10 protein-coding genes and 1 tRNA gene are annotated in these 13,338 nt (G+C 69.1%); 1 reads left to right on the top strand and 10 read right to left on the bottom strand.

Going from position 1 to position 13,338, the window contains the following annotated elements; genetic code table 11:
* Positions 1-89: 89 nt before the first annotated feature.
* From ACIREO_RS31450 to ACIREO_RS31440, 3 genes are all read right to left on the bottom strand, one after another.
* Positions 90-1,427 (bottom strand): hypothetical protein, encoded by a 1,338-nt coding sequence (locus ACIREO_RS31450; protein ID WP_404116329.1) that lies wholly within the window; start codon positions 1,425-1,427, stop codon positions 90-92.
* On the bottom strand, positions 1,424-3,322 hold the full coding sequence (locus ACIREO_RS31445) for a VWA domain-containing protein (protein WP_404116411.1): 1,899 nt from the start codon (positions 3,320-3,322) through the stop codon (positions 1,424-1,426). Before ACIREO_RS31445 ends, ACIREO_RS31450 begins: the two co-directional genes overlap by 4 nt.
* A gap of 225 nt (positions 3,323-3,547) precedes the next feature.
* The gene (locus ACIREO_RS31440; RefSeq protein WP_003958712.1) at positions 3,548-3,682 is read right to left on the bottom strand and encodes a DLW-39 family protein; all 135 of its coding nucleotides are present in this window, start codon (positions 3,680-3,682) and stop codon (positions 3,548-3,550) included.
* A 282-nt stretch (positions 3,683-3,964) separates the two neighbouring features.
* Between ACIREO_RS31440 and ACIREO_RS31435 the strand changes: the two genes are divergently transcribed.
* Entirely contained in the window at positions 3,965-4,324 is a 360-nt protein-coding gene (locus ACIREO_RS31435; protein ID WP_404116327.1) for a DUF6344 domain-containing protein, read from the top strand.
* A 291-nt stretch (positions 4,325-4,615) separates the two neighbouring features.
* Here ACIREO_RS31435 and ACIREO_RS31430 read toward each other — a convergent pair.
* The 7 genes from ACIREO_RS31430 to gnd all read right to left on the bottom strand — a co-directional run bounded on the left by ACIREO_RS31430 (position 4,616) and on the right by gnd (position 13,313).
* A tRNA-Ile gene (locus ACIREO_RS31430) sits at positions 4,616-4,692 on the bottom strand.
* Positions 4,693-4,763: 71 nt separating this feature from the next.
* On the bottom strand, positions 4,764-5,360 hold the full coding sequence (locus ACIREO_RS31425; protein ID WP_404116326.1) for a DUF3566 domain-containing protein: 597 nt from the start codon (positions 5,358-5,360) through the stop codon (positions 4,764-4,766).
* A gap of 93 nt (positions 5,361-5,453) precedes the next feature.
* Entirely contained in the window at positions 5,454-8,081 is a 2,628-nt protein-coding gene (gene gyrA, locus ACIREO_RS31420) for a DNA gyrase subunit A (RefSeq protein ID WP_404116324.1), read from the bottom strand.
* Between the two features lie 68 nt (positions 8,082-8,149).
* Positions 8,150-10,219 (bottom strand): DNA topoisomerase (ATP-hydrolyzing) subunit B, encoded by a 2,070-nt coding sequence (gyrB, locus tag ACIREO_RS31415; protein WP_404116322.1) that lies wholly within the window; start codon positions 10,217-10,219, stop codon positions 8,150-8,152.
* A 423-nt stretch (positions 10,220-10,642) separates the two neighbouring features.
* Complete coding sequence (locus ACIREO_RS31410) at positions 10,643-11,230, bottom strand: DUF721 domain-containing protein (RefSeq protein WP_404116320.1); 588 nt, start codon at positions 11,228-11,230, stop codon at positions 10,643-10,645.
* Entirely contained in the window at positions 11,227-12,357 is a 1,131-nt protein-coding gene (recF, locus tag ACIREO_RS31405) for a DNA replication/repair protein RecF (RefSeq protein WP_404116318.1), read from the bottom strand. The genes ACIREO_RS31410 and recF overlap by 4 nt, the downstream gene beginning before the upstream one ends.
* Before the next feature lie 77 nt (positions 12,358-12,434).
* Positions 12,435-13,313 (bottom strand): phosphogluconate dehydrogenase (NAD(+)-dependent, decarboxylating), encoded by an 879-nt coding sequence (gene gnd / locus ACIREO_RS31400; protein ID WP_404116316.1) that lies wholly within the window; start codon positions 13,311-13,313, stop codon positions 12,435-12,437.
* Positions 13,314-13,338 lie beyond the last annotated feature (25 nt).

The raw sequence follows: 13,338 nt of genomic DNA, 5'->3' as shown, positions 1-13,338 counted from the left end.
CCCGACGGGCCTGGGCGCCGGCCGGACCTGAGCGCCGACCGGACCTGAGCGCCGACCGGGCCTGACGCCCGCCAGGCCCGGGGAGCGGTCTACCAGGCCTGCGGCGGACCGCCGAACGGCGGCTGCCCGCCCGCGCCCGGCGGCACGTCGGCAGGGACCGTCCTGCGCCTGGCCAGCAGGGTCCATGCCCCGAGTCCCAGCACCAGTACGGAACCCGCGCCGATACCGGCCGCGGCGACCATCTTCATCGTGTCGCTCTCACCGGCCTCGGGCGCGCTCTGGCCGCTCTTGGCCATGTCCCTGTCGTCGTCCGTGATCCCGAAGATCCCGGCGTCCCCCTGGTAGGGCGACGGCTTGGTGTCGTTGACCACCTTCACCTTGAGCGTCAGCCCGATGGGCGCGTCTCCGTACTGCTCGGCGACCTCCGGCGAGAGCGTCACCGACAGGTAGTACCAGCCGGCGAAACGCATGGCGCTGACGTCGGACCCCGAGTCGTAGCGGTTCTGGTACGCCACCGGAGGCAGTGGGTCCAGGGCCACCGAAGTGGGCGCACCGGAGTACGAGAGCGTCGCGCCGTCCACATGACCGCGTGCCGGGTTGTCCAGCGACAGCGCCAGGGCGTTGCCGAGATACTCCGTCGATTTACTGCTGTTGCTCAGCGCGGCCGTGGTGAAGATCTGCTGTCCCCAGTCCACGGGGACCCGGTAGAAGCGGGTCTGACCCGGTGCGATGGTGTCCACCCATTCGCCCGACTCCAGGCTGGTGGCGTCGTAGTAGCTGCTTCCACCGGCCCGCTTCTGCTTACCGGAGGGCGGCGCCGGCGAGGCCGAGGGCCAGTTCTCCGGCGCTTCGGTCGGCATCGATCCGCCGGTCTTAAGCGCCGGTTCGGTCTCGAAGCGCAGCTCCAGGTCCCAGGCCTCGGGGGACGATGTCGCCTTGCTCTCCCGCTCGATCAGGACGTTGTACGTGCCGCTCGCCGCACAGGTGGTGCTGTCCTTCTCCACGGTCCGGTGGGCGTACGCGGCGATCGGGCGCGGGAACTCCGCCGACTCGAAGGCCGCGTCCTCGGAACTGCACTCGTTGTCGTCGAGGTCCCTGATGCTGATCGTGATGCCGTCGCCGTAGGCGACCTTTCCGCCGGCCTTCGGCACGGTTACGGCGGAGACGTAGGCATCCGTCTTGTCGTCGAGCTCCAGACGGTAGTAGAGCTTCTGCCCCTGTTTGACGGAGCTCCTGTAGACCGACCCCGGCTTCAGCTCCGCCGCGTCGGCGTTGGTCTCCGTGCCCTGGACCTTCGACGCCGCGGGATCGAAGGTGTACGCCGCAGGGCCGTCGGCCGCGTGCGCCTGCCCCGGCATCGCCGCCACCGCGCACACCGCCGCGACCGTCGCGAGCGTCACCCGGCCCTTGTTGCGCTGCCTGTTCACGCGCTTCCCCTCGTCGTCTGCGTACCTGCCCCGCGCCGGCTGCGTACGAGCAGGAACACGGCGATCAGAGCGACCACGGCGCCCGCTCCGCCGGCGGCCGCGATGCCGGTCCATCCTGCCCCGCCCGTACCACCGCTGTCTGCGGCCCCCGCCGTACTGCCGTCATTGCCCGCCTTCGTACCGCCGGGCTTCCCCGCCAGTGCCTCGGCCCCGTGCTCGGGACCGGCCAGCTCGTCCCCGAGTACCGCGACCCGCAGCACCACACCGATGCGCGGATTCTCGGCGATCTCGGCCGCCTTCGCCCCCAGGGTCACCGCGATGTAGAAGTCGCCCCCGGCGTGCACCGGCGTGACCGCCGAACGGGACTCGTAGCGGTTGGTCCAGGCGACCGGGACGGAACCCATCCGCAGCGCCGCGGGTTTCCCGCTGTACATCGCCGTCGAACGGAACTCGCTGCCGCTGTCGACCGGGAAGCGCGCCGGGGTGAACAGCTGCGTCCCTCCGTACGAGTAGGTGGCCGACCCGCCGTCCACCGTGGGCTCGTTGGAGAACTCGACGTCGTAGCGCACCTGCTGGCCCCAGCCCGCCGGCACCTTGTACCAGAGGGTCTGCGACGGCAGGATCCGGTCCCGCCACACTCCCCGGCCGAGCCCCTTGGCGTCGTTGAAGCCGGTGCCGCCCCGCACGTCACGCGGATCCCCCGTCGGCAGCTGGGCGTTCTCCCCACCCTTTCCGTAATCCGGCTGGGACTGCGCGGGCGTGACTCCGCCCGCGAGCGGCGTCTCCACGCCGTACACGAGCTCCAGGGGCCAACGGGCGCTGTCGGAACCCTTCTTGCTCTGCCGCTCGACCACTAGCCAGTAGCGGCCCGCCTCGTCGCAGACGCGCTCGCCGTCCTCCGAACGGATCCGGGACACGGCCGAGGTAAGCGGAGTCGCGCCCTCCTGCTGAAGGAAGCGCTCCGTGTCCGATTCACAGGTGGATTCGCCGTCGCCGTACGCCAGGCCGGTGCTCAGGGCGTCGAGGCTGTCGACGGCCGCACCGGGCTGCGGCACCGCGGTGGCCGCGAAGTCCGCCGTGGAGACCGCGTCCAGACTCACGGCGTAGTACCGCTTCTCACCGGGCCCGATGGTGTCCAGGTACTGGCCGGGGGCCATGGAGGGGGCCTTCGCCGTGGTGACCCCTCCCTCGATCCGATCGCCCTTCAACCGGTAACCGCCCGCCGAGAGCTGCGCGGAACGCTGCAGTTGGCGTGCGAGCGCGTCCGCGTCCGGTGCGTCGTAGTAACGCCCGTTGCCCGCCTCGGCTATGCACTCCAGCTGCTCCCTGGCAGCCCCCTCGACCTGGAAGCCCACGGTGTCGATGCGCAGCCCGACGCCTTCCCTGCCGAGCTGTTCGGCCACCTCGCAGGGGGCCGGAGTGCCGCAGTTGTCCTCGCCGTCGGAGATCAGAAGGATCGTGCGTGTCCCGATGACACCGTCCTCCGGCGCGGGAAGGTCCTCGGCTGCCTTCTGCAGGGACAGCCCGATGGGGGTGTCCCCCCGGGGCTGCACGGCTGCGACGGCCTCCTTCATCTCTGCCCGGTCCAGCGCGCTCACCGGACGTACGAGCCGGGTGTCCGTGCAGCCCCGGGGCCGGTCGGCCCCGTACACCCGCAGGCCGGCCGGGTGCCCGTCGGGCAGCGCGTCGACCACCGTTCCCACCGCAGTGCGGGCGCTCTCCGTACGCGTCCGGCCCGTGCCGTCGTCATCCGCCATGGAGCCCGAGGAGTCGAGCACCATCACGAGACTGCCGCTGCCCGTGCCGTCCTGCGCGGTGGTCTCCTGCGCCGCCGGTACGGACGCCATGGCGGGCAGCACCCCTGCCACCAGGGCGAACAGTGCTCCGCCGACCATGACCGCCGCCGCCCTCGTCCTGCGGTGGTGTGTCCCCGCCCTCGTCCGTGCACTCACCGAATCCCCCTCGGTCGCCCTTGCATCAACATCGCTTTGCTCTTGCAACCTAGCGATTTGCTTGGGTGAACTCAAGAGTGCGGCTGTCACGGTCCCGCAACAGCGGCTCCCGGGCAGCAGAAAGCCCCGGCCGCTCGGCGGCCGGGGCTTCTAGCAGACTGTTCCGTCTCACACACCTGAACCTGCGGGCACGGAGTCGGTCGCCTCCGTCCACAGATCCTGCTCGGCGCGATCCGCCTGGATCTGGCGGTACACGAGGAGCCCGCCGATGGCAGCCAGTGCGACCAGGAGAAGCTTCTTCACCGCGCGACCTCGTCTTTCCTTGACGTAAGGGACTTCTGCCGCCCGACTATACACACCGGCCGATACCGATCGGTGACCTCCCCGGCCCCCGGGCGGCGGCCGTTCCGGACCCCTGTCGCGACCTCCCGCCACCCTCCGAGCCGGCTTTTCCGAGCCGGTTGAACCATAAGAGTGGTGTTCATCGGAAGATCGGCGCACCGGGGGCGTCGGTCCCGGATTCCACGGCCCGGATCCACATCATCGGAAAGGTAAGCAAACCGGACCACCTGAAAGCGAGGGGCCATGAGCACCTTCAGGGCCAAGAGCATCTGGACCGCCTTCATCACCGCCTTCTTCGCGCTTCTCGCGTCGCTGGGCCTCGCCACCGCCCAGGCCACGGCCGCGGAGCCGACGGTCACGAGCCACGAGCACACGAGCGCAGCCCCGGCAACCGCGACCACGCCGTCGGTGCGATGGACCCTTCCGCGTGACAGGGCGCTGCCACCCACGATGAAGCAGCGCATCCGCGCCGAGGCGCACGGTTCCTCGCCCGCCACCCGCCAGCTGTCCGCCGACACCACTGACGCCACCGAGGCGACGAACAGCACCCGCTCCGCCCACAGCGCCACACCCGCCGGGGACTCGGCCCCGCTGCCACCCTGAGGGCGCCGCGAACACCACCCAGGCCCCTGGTCCGGTTCACACCGGCGGGGGCCTTTTCCGTGCGCCCGTACGCGCCTTCGACGAAGCCGTGGCGGATACGCCGGGCTCCCCTTCGGGGCGGCCCCGTCCTGCTCCACAGGGGAGCCCGCGGAACAGGGCCTGGCCCGGCGGGCGGTCCCGCGCGGTTCGCGTCACGCCGCCGTACCCACGACGCGCGTACCACGACGCCCGTACCACGACCGCCGTACATGCCGAAGGCCCCCCACCGTTGCCGGTGAGGGGCCTTCGTGCTGGTGGGGCTAACAGGATTTGAACCTGTGGCCTCATCCTTATCAGGGATGCGCTCTAACCAACTGAGCTATAGCCCCGCCGCGCTGCTGCGCTGACTTCTGAAGATTAGCGCACGTCGGGGCCAGTCCCAAAATCGATACCCGGCGTCCTACTCGTCCTCGGCGAGAGTCAGCTCCACGCCACCCACGAAGCCGGCCGACAGGTTGTAGATGAACGCGCCCAGCGTCGCCAGCGCGGTGGCCAGCACCACGTCGATCACCGCGATGACCGAGGTGAAGATGAGGACGCGCGGTAGCGAAAGGAACGACTGCAGATCGAAGCCGTTGCTCTCGTTCGAGCCGGTGGCCTCACTGATCGTGCCGCCCACGGTCTCGAAGACGCCCATGGCGTCCATCACCATCCACAGCACGGCGGCCGCGACCACCGTGCAGATTCCCAGCGCGATGGAGAGCAGGAAGCTGACCTTCATCACCGACCACGGATCGGCCTTCGCCACCCGCAGCCGCGCCTTACGGGTACGCGGAGTGGTCCGCGCCCCGGTCCGGGGCAGCCGGGTCGCCTGCGCTCCGTCCGCGCCCTGTGCACCGCCCTGAGTACCGCCGCCTTGCGTACCGCCCCCAGGGGACTGGTACGCCTGCGGCGGGTGGTACGGGCCCGCCTGACCCGCTGCGGGCTCACGCTCGCCGGGCAACGGCCCGGTCGCGTACCCCTCGTACTGCGGCTGAGGTCCCCGAGTGTCCGTCACAGTGCCCCCTTGGGAGTCCGTGGCAGAGCCACGGGCGCCTGGCGCGCCTGCTCCGGAAGCGGCCGACCCGGCGCCCGTGGCTCCACTCACGCTCTACTCCTCGTGCTCCCCGGCCGAAGGCGTCGTGCCCTCGGCTGTGCCCTCGACCACGGTCGCGGCATCGGCCTCGACCGTGGCGCCTTCGGCCTCATCGGTCCCGTCGACCTCTTCGGCCTCACGACCGGCCTCGGCGTTGCGCGCGATACCGACGACGGCATCACGCTTGCCCAGATTGATCAGTTGGACGCCCATGGTGTCACGGCCCGTCTCCCTGACTTCATTGACTCGCGTACGAATCACACCACCGCCGAGCGTGATGGCGAGGATCTCGTCCTCTTCCTCCACCACCAGCGCGCCGACCAGTGAACCGCGGTCCTCGACGATCTTGGCAGCCTTGATGCCCAGACCACCACGACCCTGGACGCGGTATTCGTCGACAGCGGTGCGCTTCGCGTATCCGCCGTCGGTGGCAGTGAACACGAACGTACCGGGCCGGACAACATTCATCGAGAGCAGTTCGTCGCCCTCCCGGAAACTCATGCCCTTCACGCCCGAGGTGGCACGGCCCATCGGGCGCAGCGCGTCGTCCGTCGCGGTGAACCTGATCGACTGTGCCTTCCTGCTGACGAGCAGCAGATCGTCCTCGGCCGACACCAGCTCCGCGCCGATCAGCTCGTCGTCGGCGCCGTCCTGGGTCTCCCGCAGATTGATCGCGATGACACCGCCCGAACGCGGGGAGTCGTAGTCCTTCAGCGCCGTCTTCTTCACCAGACCACCCTTCGTGGCCAGGATCAGATAGGGCGCGGCCTCGTAGTCGCGGATCGCCAGGATCTGCGCGATCTGCTCGTCCGGCTGGAACGCCAGCAGGTTCGCGACGTGCTGGCCACGCGCGTCCCGGCCGGCATCCGGCAGCTCGTACGCCTTCGCCCGGTAGACGCGGCCCTTGTTCGTGAAGAACAGCAGCCAGTGGTGCGTCGTCGACACGAAGAAGTGGTCGACGATGTCGTCTTCCCTGAGCTTGGTGCCCCGCACGCCCTTGCCGCCCCGCTTCTGCGAGCGGTAGTCGTCCGTCTTCGTGCGCTTGACGTAACCGCCGCGCGAGATGGTGACGACGATGTCTTCCTCGGCGATGAGGTCCTCGATCGACATGTCACCGTCGAAGGGCACCAGCTTGGAGCGCCGGTCATCGCCGAACTTGTCGACGATCGCCGCCAGCTCCTCGCTGACGATCTGCCGCTGCCGCGCCGGCGAGGCGAGGATCGCGTTGTACTCGTTGATCTTCGCCTGGAGCTCGTCGTGCTCGGCGGTGATCTTCTGGTGCTCCAGCGCGGCCAGCCGGCGCAGCTGCATCTCCAGGATCGCGTTCGCCTGGAGCTCGTCGATCTCCAGCAGGCCCATCAGGCCCTCGCGCGCGATCTCCACCGTGTTGCTGCGCCGGATGAGGGCGATGACCTCGTCGATGGCGTCCAGGGCCTTGAGGAGGCCGCGCAGGATGTGCGCCCGCTCCTCGGCCTTGCGCAGCCGGAACTTCGTCCGCCGGACGATGACCTCGATCTGGTGCGTCACCCAGTGCCGGATGAACGCGTCGATCGACAGCGTGCGCGGCACCCCGTCGACGAGCGCCAGCATGTTCGCGCCGAAGTTCGACTGCAGATCTGTGTGCTTGTAGAGGTTGTTGAGCACGACCTTGGCGACCGCGTCACGCTTCAGCACGACGACGAGCCGCTGGCCCGTACGCGAGGAGGTCTCGTCGCGGACGTCCGCGATGCCGCCGACCTTGCCGTCCTTGACCAGGTCGGCGATCTTCTGCGCGAGGTTGTCGGGGTTGGTCTGGTACGGAAGCTCCGTGACGACCAGGCACTGGCGGCCCTGGATCTCCTCGACCGCGACGACCGCGCGCATCGTGATCGAGCCACGGCCGGTGCGGTACGCCTCCTCGATGCCCTTGCGGCCCACGACCAGCGCACCGGTCGGGAAGTCCGGGCCCTTGATCCGCTCGATGAGGGCGTCCAGGAGCTCCTCGTGCGAGGCGTCCGGGTGCTCGAGGTACCACTGGGCACCGGCGGCGACCTCACGCAGGTTGTGCGGCGGGATGTTGGTCGCCATACCGACCGCGATGCCCGCGGAACCGTTCACCAGGAGGTTCGGGAAGCGCGCCGGCAGAACCGTCGGCTCCTGGTTGCGGCCGTCGTAGTTGTCCTGGAAGTCGACGGTCTCCTCGTCGATGTCCCGGACCATCTCCATGGACAGCGGCATCATCTTGCACTCGGTGTACCGCATGGCCGCGGCCGGGTCGTTGCCCGGGGAACCGAAGTTGCCGTTGGAGTCCACCAGCGGCATGCGCATCGACCAGTGCTGCGCCAGTCGCACGAGCGCGTCATAGATCGAGGAGTCGCCGTGCGGGTGGTACGTACCCATGACGTCACCGACGACGCGGGCGCACTTGTAGAAGCCCTTCTCGGGCCGGTAGCCGCCGTCGTACATCGCGTACAGCACCCGGCGGTGGACGGGCTTCAGGCCGTCCCGCACGTCGGGCAGCGCACGCGACACGATGACGGACATCGCGTAGTCGAGGTAGGAGCGCTGCATCTCCGTCTCGAGCCCCACTGGCTCGACACGCATGCCGATGCCCGGGACGGTGGGCTCCTCTTCGGGCATCACAGGGGTGTTCTCGTCGGCCATTGCTGGTCAAAGTCCTTTCGCGCTGCGGCTCGGAGGGTCCGCCGGACCCTCCTCCTTGTACGGCCGACTCAGATGTCGAGGAAGCGGACGTCCTTGGCGTTGCGCTGGATGAACGAGCGCCGCGCCTCGACGTCCTCACCCATCAGCACCGAGAACAGGTCGTCGGCCTGCGCCGCGTCGTCCAGCGTGACCTGGCCCAGCACACGGTGGTCGACGTCCATCGTGGTGATGCGCAGCTCCTCGGCGTTCATCTCGCCGAGCCCCTTGAAGCGCTGGATCGAGTCTTCCCTGATCCGCTTGCCGTTCTGCTTGCCGAGGGCCACCAGGGCGTCGCGCTCACGGTCCGAGTACGCGTACTCGAAGTCGTCACGGCCCCACTTGATCTTGTAGAGCGGCGGGCGTGAGAGATACACGTGACCGGACTCGACCAGCGGCCGCATGAAGCGGAACAGGAACGTGAGCAGCAGGGTGTTGATGTGCTGGCCGTCGACGTCGGCGTCCGCCATCAGGATGATCTTGTGATAGCGGAGCTTCTCGATGTCGAAGTCCTCGTGGACCCCGGTGCCGAAGGCCGAGATCAGCGCCTGGACCTCGGTGTTCTGCAGGATCTTGTCGATCCGGGCCTTCTCGACGTTCAGGATCTTGCCTCGGATCGGCAGGATGGCCTGGTACATCGGGTTACGGCCGGACTTCGCCGAACCACCGGCGGAGTCACCCTCGACGATGAAGATCTCGCACTTCGTCGGGTCGTTGGACTGGCAGTCGCTGAGCTTCCCGGGCAGCGAGGCGCTCTCCAGGAGGCCCTTGCGCCGGGTCAGGTCACGGGCCTTACGGGCCGCGACACGGGCCGTGGACGCCGCGATGCCCTTGCGGATGATGTCGGCGGCCTCGTTGGGGTTCCGGTCGAACCAGTCCGTCAGCTGCTCGTGGACGACCTTCTGGACGAAGGTCTTCGCCTCGGTGTTGCCCAGCTTGGTCTTCGTCTGACCCTCGAACTGGGGCTCGCCCAGCTTCACCGAGATGATCGCCGTCAGACCCTCACGGACGTCCTCACCGGTGAGGTTGTCGTCCTTCTCGCGCAGCAGCTTCTTGTCGCGCGCGTAACGGTTGACCAGCGAGGTCAGCGCCGCGCGGAAACCCTCCTCGTGCGTACCGCCCTCGTGCGTGTGGATCGCGTTGGCGAAGGAGTAGACACCCTCGGTGTACTGCGTGTTCCACTGCATGGCGATCTCAGCCGAGAGGAGTCGCTCCTTGTCCTCGGCCTCGATGTCGATCACCGACTGGTGAATGAGCTCGCCCTTGCGGGAGTTGAGGTACTTGACGAAGTCGACGATGCCGTTCTCGTAGTGGTACGTGACCGTGCGGGTCGACTCCTCGTCGGGGACGTCGACCACCTCGGCGCTGTCCGCGCCGGCCGTCGCCTTCGCCGCCTCGCGCTCGTCCGTGAGCTTGAGGGTGAGCCCCTTGTTGAGGAACGCCATCTCCTGGAAGCGGCGCGAGAGGGTCTCGAAGGAGTAGTCGGTGGTCTCGAAGACGTCGCCGTCGGCCCAGAAGGTGACGGTCGTACCCGTCTCCTCGGTGGCCTCGTGACGGGCCAGGGGCGCGGTCGGAACACCGAGCTTGTAGTCCTGGGTCCAGCGGTAGCCGTCCGTCTTGACCTCGACGGCCACCCTGGTCGACAGGGCGTTGACGACGGACACACCGACGCCGTGCAGACCGCCGGAGACGGCGTAACCGCCGCCGCCGAACTTTCCGCCCGCGTGCAGGACGGTGAGCACGACCTCGACGGCCGGCTTGCCCTCGGACGGCACGATGCCGACCGGGATACCGCGGCCGTTGTCGATCACGCGCACCCCGCCGTCGGCGAGGACCGTGACGTCGATGGTGTCCGCGTGCCCGGCCATCGCCTCGTCGACCGAGTTGTCGACAACCTCTTGCACGAGGTGGTGGAGACCGCGCTCACCGGTAGACCCGATGTACATACCGGGTCGCTTGCGGACCGCGTCCAGGCCTTCGAGCACGGTGATCGCGCTGGCGTCGTACGAGGCGGTGACCTCGCCGTGCTCACCGGCTGTGGACGGAATGTTCTCGTTGGGGTTGCCGGAATCGGCCACGAAGCGCCCTTTCTGGCACAGCACAGGCCGTTCTCCGGCAGGCGGGAGCGGCTGCGTCGTTCGGCTTGTATCGACTACTCCCGCGAGGAAGCGGGATTGTCCACCAGTCTACCGGTAGCGCCGACATGAATGGGGGTTTGCCGGTGCCTGAGTACGCATGTGCCGCCCTGAATGAGCGGCTGACGACTCCCCATATTCAGGAAGGGGCCCCGGGAGGCTCACGAGGGCTTTGCGCGCTTCGGGCTGTCAACCTCCCGCTACGGTGAGGGACGCTGCGCTCTCCTCGCGTGAATCAAATCTCCGCATACCCGGACAGAACGGAAACGGTAGGCCCTCGACGAATCCGGACAGAGGCGAGCGAAAAGCCCCTCCGGCCGTCCCTGGCGCAGGCCGGTTCTTGCGGACTCCGGACGGCTCCGGACGGCTCCGGACGAGGAAAGGTCCAGCTCAGCCGTAGGTGTCGCCCGGCCCCTTGCTCCCAGGAGTACGGAGAGGGCCGTATCTGCGCTGCGGACCGCCCGGACCGAGCACTTTGATCATCCGCACGGTGCCGTGGCCCAGGTCCGTGTTCAGCCGGGCCACCAGCTGCGGCGCCAGCAGCCGGAGCTGCGTCGCCCACGCCGTCGAGTCGCACTGCACGGTCAGAACCCGCTCGGCCGGATCCTCGTCGTACCGCACAGGCACACAGTGGTTGGCCAGATCGTCACCGACGATCTGCGGCCACCGGCCCATCACACCGCCGACAGCCGCCGGGGTCTCCCAGCCCCGCTCGGTGATCAGCCGGTTGATCGCCGATCCCAGAGGCAGCGGGTCACGGCCGTCGGACCGGGCGCCTGACCGCAGACCACCGCCGCGCCTCGCCTGGTTCTTCTGCTGCGCCGCCGCGCCCCGGGCGCGGGCCTGCTCCTTCGCCGCGCGCAGGGCGACGCGGGCCAGATCCACGCCAGACACCTCCGGCTGCTTCGCCGGCCCCGGCGTGGGTCCTTGCGGCGCCGCACCCGACGAGGATCCGCTCTGCTCCGCGGGGCCGCTCACAGCCGCTCCACCGCCCCGGCGGAGACCGCGTACCGGGCTCCCGCCAGCACGCCCGGGACGTCGTCGTCCACAGCCGCCGTCACCAGCACCTGCTCGCCCGGGGCCACCAGCTCCGCCAGCCGCTCGCGACGGCGCGCGTCCAGCTCGGCGAACACGTCGTCGAGCACCAGCACCGGCTCGTTGCCCTCGGTGCGGAGCAGGTCGTACGAGGCCAGCCGCAGCGCCAGGGCGTACGACCAGGACTCGCCGTGGCTCGCGTACCCCTTCGCCGGCATGCCGCGCAGGCCGAGCACCAGGTCGTCGCGGTGCGGACCGACCAGGGTCACCCCACGCTCGATCTCCTGCTTGCGTGCCTGGACCAGAGCCGCCATCACCTGCTCGTACAGCTCCTCACGGGTCCGCGCGAGCTCCACATCGGCACCGACCGAACTGCGGTACTCCAGCGCGACGGGTCCACCGCCGGGGGCGACGTCCGCGTACGCCTTGTCCGCCAGCGGCTGCAGGGTCGTGATCAGATCCAGCCGCTGTGCCAGCAGCTCCGCGCCGACCCGGCCCAGGTGCTGGTCCCACACGTCCAGCGTGGACATGTCCATCGACCGGCCACCGTGCCTGCGGGCCATGGCGGCGGACTTCAGCAGGGTGTTGCGCTGCTTCAGCACCCGTTCGTAGTCGGAGCGGACTCCGGCCATCCGGGGTGACCGCGCCGTGATCAGCTCGTCCAGGAAGCGCCGCCGCTCACCCGGGTCGCCCTTCACCAGGGCCAGGTCCTCCGGGGCGAAGAGCACCGTCCGCACTATCCCCAGTACGTCACGCGGTCTGACCTGCGACGACCTGTTGATACGGGCCCGGTTGGCGCGGCCAGGATTGAGCTCGAGCTCAATCAACTGCGAGCGCTCTCCCTGGGTGACCGCGGCACGAACGACCGCACGCTCCGCGCCCATCCGGACCAGGGGGGCGTCGGAGGAGACCCGGTGGCTGCCGAGCGTGGCGAGATAGCCGACCGCCTCCACAAGGTTGGTCTTGCCCTGTCCGTTGGGCCCCACGAACGCGGTGACGCCCGGGTCGAGAGGAACCTCGACCCGGGCGTACGAGCGGAAGTCGGCCAGCGAGAGATGCGTGACGTGCATGGTCGCCGACCCTTCCGACTGCGTGCTCTGCTGTGTGCCGCGGGCCGCGTACTGCGCGCGGCCCGCTTCGTGCGGACCTACTTCTTGTTCTCGACCGCGTGGCCGCCGAACTGGTTGCGCAGAGCGGCGATCATCTTCATCTGCGGCGAGTCGTCCTGCCGTGAGGCGAAGCGCGCGAACAGGGACGCGGTGATCGCGGGCAGCGGGACCGAGTTGTCGATGGCGGCCTCGACCGTCCACCGGCCCTCGCCCGAGTCCGCGGCGAAACCACGGAGCTGATCGAGGTGCTCGTCGTCGTCGAGCGCGTTGACCGCCAGGTCGAGCAGCCAGGAACGGATGACCGTGCCCTCCTGCCAGGAGCGGAAGACCTCGCGCACGTCGGTGACGGAGTCGACCTTCTCCAGGAGCTCCCAGCCCTCGGCGTAGGCCTGCATCATGGCGTACTCGATGCCGTTGTGGACCATCTTGGCGAAGTGGCCGGCGCCGACCTTGCCCGCGTGGACGGAACCGAACTCGCCCTCGGGCTTGAGAGCGTCGAAGACCGGCTGGACCTTCGCGACGTTCTCGGCGTCGCCTCCGTACATCAGGGCGTAGCCGTTCTCCAGGCCCCAGACACCGCCGGAGACGCCGCAGTCGACGAAGCCGATGCCCTTGATGCCCAGCTCCACCGCGTGCTTCTCGTCATCGGTCCAGCGGGAGTTCCCGCCGTCCACGACGATGTCGCCCGGGGAGAGCAGCTCGGCCAGCTCGTCGACGGTGGACTGGGTCGCGGCCCCCGCCGGGACCATCACCCACACGACGCGCGGACCCTTGAGCTTGCCCACAAGCTCTTCGAGACTGTGGACATCGGCGACGTCCGGGTTGCGGTCGTAACCGATGACGGTGTGGCCTGCGCGGCGGATGCGCTCGCGCATGTTGCCGCCCATCTTGCCGAGGCCGACGAGACCGAGCTCCATCAGAGATTCCTTAAGCGTTGTGCCG

This window comes from Streptomyces sp. NPDC102441 (genome assembly GCF_044765585.1).
In the GTDB taxonomy this organism is placed as follows: domain Bacteria; phylum Actinomycetota; class Actinomycetes; order Streptomycetales; family Streptomycetaceae; genus Streptomyces.
This window is presented reverse-complemented; position numbering and strand designations above follow the sequence as displayed.

Bases quoted from the DNA above. Each gene is read 5' to 3' on its own strand.
- ACIREO_RS31435 (WP_404116327.1), top strand. From the start codon at position 3,965: ATGAGCACCTTCAGGGCCAAGAGCATCTGGACCGCCTTCATCACCGCC.
- recF (WP_404116318.1), bottom strand. From the start codon at position 12,357: ATGCACGTCACGCATCTCTCGCTGGCCGACTTCCGCTCGTACGCCCGG.
- gnd (WP_404116316.1), bottom strand. From the start codon at position 13,313: ATGGAGCTCGGTCTCGTCGGCCTCGGCAAGATGGGCGGCAACATGCGC.
- gyrA (WP_404116324.1), bottom strand. From the start codon at position 8,081: ATGGCCGACGAGAACACCCCTGTGATGCCCGAAGAGGAGCCCACCGTC.
- ACIREO_RS31445 (WP_404116411.1), bottom strand. From the start codon at position 3,322: ATGGTCGGCGGAGCACTGTTCGCCCTGGTGGCAGGGGTGCTGCCCGCC.